Raw genomic sequence first — 3217 nt, forward strand, 5'->3', positions numbered from 1 at the left:
GTCGCGGGTGCCGTTGAGGATGGCGACAATAACCTGGGTGAGCTGCTTGAGGGAGGCTGACTTGACAGGTTCGTTGGCAAGCTGCGTTAGCTCACTGCATAGAGCTTGCATATCGACCTGTTGCTGAGCCAGCAGACCCAGAACGTGGTCTACCAGCTGACCACCGCCGTACTGCGCATAGCCCCCCTGCTGCCGGTAGGCCAGGTAGGCATCGCGGGCTTGATGCCATGCCGCCTGAGCTGCTGCGGGGTTGCCGGTGGCGGTTTCGATGTCGTGTAGGATGTTGAAGGTATTCCAAACAGCACCTACATATCCTAGGCTTTGTTTACACTTGATCGCCCGTTGAATCTCCCTTCGAGCTTCGTCATATTGTCGAAGTTTACGCAACATATCCGCAATGTTGTTACGGCGCACACCTTCGCTCTTTAAGTCACCCTGCTCAACAGCAATATCCGCTGCCTGTTGGTAAAAGGCCACCGCCTCTTCCGGACGATTTAAGCAGGTGCCATAGAGATGCCCTAGCTGTCCTAAACTACTCGCTTGTCCAGCCCGATCGCCAATTTGAGTCGTAATCTGTAGAGACTGACGGTAGGCAGTTTCTGCCGCATTGTATTGTTCAGCCTCTTGGTATACGAGGCCGGTCTGGTGCCAAGCGATGGCTTCTGATTTGGGTTCATTCAGCTCTTCAAATATGGTGCGAGCAGCTTCGTACTCTGCGATTGCATCTTTATAAAACCCCTGTTGCCTTAGAAGATTAGCCAGCAGTCCCTTCTTAACCGCCACTCCCCGAAAATTCTCTAATCCCTTGTCTCGTCTGACACATTCTTCGTACTTGACCGCCGCATCGTCTAGCCGCCCCAATTCCTGAAGGCAGTTAGCCTGTTCGGTCAAAGTGACGGATGCCATGTCTTCTCCTTGCTTGCCCAAAGCCTCAAATAGCTGCTGAGCTTCTACTAACAGCTCCAGCGATTGGGTTGCCTGTCCACCCAATCTCAGCACCCGACCAAGCATGAGATAAGCCATCGCTAAATCATAATCAGCTCCGCTGTAAGCAGTCGCTCCCACTGTCTGGGCTTTGGCTAGCAACGTCTGGGCCTGGATATAGGCCGCTTGCAGTTGCCCATGCTCCAGCAGGCGCTCAATCTGCAACCGCTCATTCTCAAACCGGGCGTGGCCCCACTCTGGCATTGCCGCCGCGGCCCGTTCCCGCAGGGCCACTGCCCGCGCCAGAGCTTGGGGGCGGTTCAGGTTGGCTAACAATTGCTCAATGCTGCCAGCTGTATCGGCCACCTGTTCTGCCAGGTCACGATCGGTAGCCAGCCGCTGCCCCAGATGGTTCAGCAAGGCCATCAGGTTGGGCAGCTCCAGCAGCGTCAGCCGGAAGGCCATCGTGCTGTCCTGTAAACCTTGGAGATACAGAAAATTGACCAGTTGCACCATGGCCTCTGCCCAAGTGGTGGTGAGATGGGCCAGTTGATCTGGAGATTGCCCTAGCTGTAGGTAGGCGGGCAGTGCTGGATCGAGCCTCATGTAGTCATACTCTTGCTCTTCGGCCATGCCCATCTCAATCAGCATGGCAGCGATTGAGGTAGTGTCTTCGAAGTCTAGTTCGGTCAACTGGCCCATCACAAACAGATGAACACCGCCATGCACCACCGCCAGACGGTTTACCCACTCTCGCACCTCCCCCGGCAATCGCCGTAGGGACAGCTCCACACTGGCGTATAGCGAGTTTTCTCTGTCGCCCGGATTCTCCGCCTCCAGCTTCGCCATCAGAGCCGCCACATTCCGCGTTGTTGCCCGTACCCCCCGCGCCACTTCTCGCGCCAGCAGCACCAGGGCGCGGGGGTGGCGGTTCACGGTTTCCACCAGTTCGGTAATCTCCTCGGGGTTGGTGGCGTTGTCGCTGGCGGGGGGCTCCCAGCCGTGCTGGGCCATCACCTGCTCCACCAGTTGTATGGCCTCCCGTTCGCTCAGCCGCCCCAGTTCCACTGTGCATTTAGCCTTAGCAAATGGGGCGGGCAATGGTTCGCGGCTGGTAAACAGCAGGCGGCAGCGGGGGTCGGCGGCCAAAAGTTTTTGGCAGAGGGCCAGCAGCTCCGTCACATCCGCCACCCCGGCGGGGTGGCGGCCCCGGGCATCGGGCAGCACGCTCTCCATATTGTCGATCACAATCACCGTGGGGGTGTCGCGCAGGGCGCGCTCCACCGGTTGCAGGGCGGCGGCCAGGTCATCGCCATACTGGGCCACGATGTACTGGGGCACCAGCTGACGTGCGATCGCATCCAGCACCCCCCTCACATCCTGCACATTCTGCGACTCCACACTGACAAAGGCCGCCCGGCCAAAGCGCCCCGACCTTACCAACCAGCGGGCCAGCTCCACCGTCAGCGCCGTTTTGCCCAGGCCGCCGCTGCCGCGCACCACAGCGTAGGGTTCCTGCCCCAGCAGCCGCTCCAGGTGCAGTAGCTGGCGGCTGCGGCCCACAAACTGGTGCTCCGGTTCCTCGGGCAGTTGGCCCAGTTGCACCTGTCGTCGCGATCGGGCCAGGCGGGCCGCCGCCTCCCCCGCGGTGACGGTAAAGAGCTGCGGGTCGGCGGCATCCTGGTAGAGCACCGGCACAAACCAGTCTTGCAGCTCCAGATCCCCCGCCCCCATCACTTTGAAGCGGTGGGGGTTACCGTAGAGTTCGGTCTGCCCGGCCAGCATGGCATCGCCCACCCGCTTGCCCTCGGCCAGGGTGGTGTAGAACTTTTCCACAAAGCGGCGGGCGGTTTCCACCAGCACCGCATGGCTCATGGCCACCACCGAGCCTACCCCTTCTTCTAGCAGCCGGGCCGCCACCGAGGCCATGGGGTCGGCAGTCGATTGGGCCGTCTGGCAGGCTTCTAAAAAGATCAGCGGCACACCGTACTGGTTTAGCTCCGCCGCCAGCTCCGGGGCGTGGACGAGTTTGAGCCGTCGCTGCCCCAGCTTGTCGCCATCGCGGGGGTCTTCAAAGCACAGGGCACCCAGCCCCACCCGCCGGTCATACACCCCGTGGCCGTCGAAGTGGACGATTTCGTAGGGGTCGTTTTCGGCCATACCCCGCGCCAGCGCCGCCTGCATGGCCAAAAAGGTCGGCTGCTGCAACAGGTCTACCTTCACCAGCCCTTCCCCCAGAGCTTCTACTGCCCCTACCAGGGCCAGGGCGCTGATTCGGTGGTCAATGTAGCCT

1 protein-coding gene is annotated in these 3217 nt (G+C 60.6%); it reads right to left on the reverse strand.

The window, feature by feature from the left end; all coding sequences use genetic code 11:
- A partial coding sequence (locus IQ273_RS31900; protein WP_194027105.1) for a tetratricopeptide repeat protein occupies positions 1-3217 on the reverse strand: 3217 nt, incomplete at both ends.

The organism is Nodosilinea sp. LEGE 07298, assembly GCF_015207265.1.
In the GTDB taxonomy this organism is placed as follows: domain Bacteria; phylum Cyanobacteriota; class Cyanobacteriia; order Phormidesmidales; family Phormidesmidaceae; genus Nodosilinea.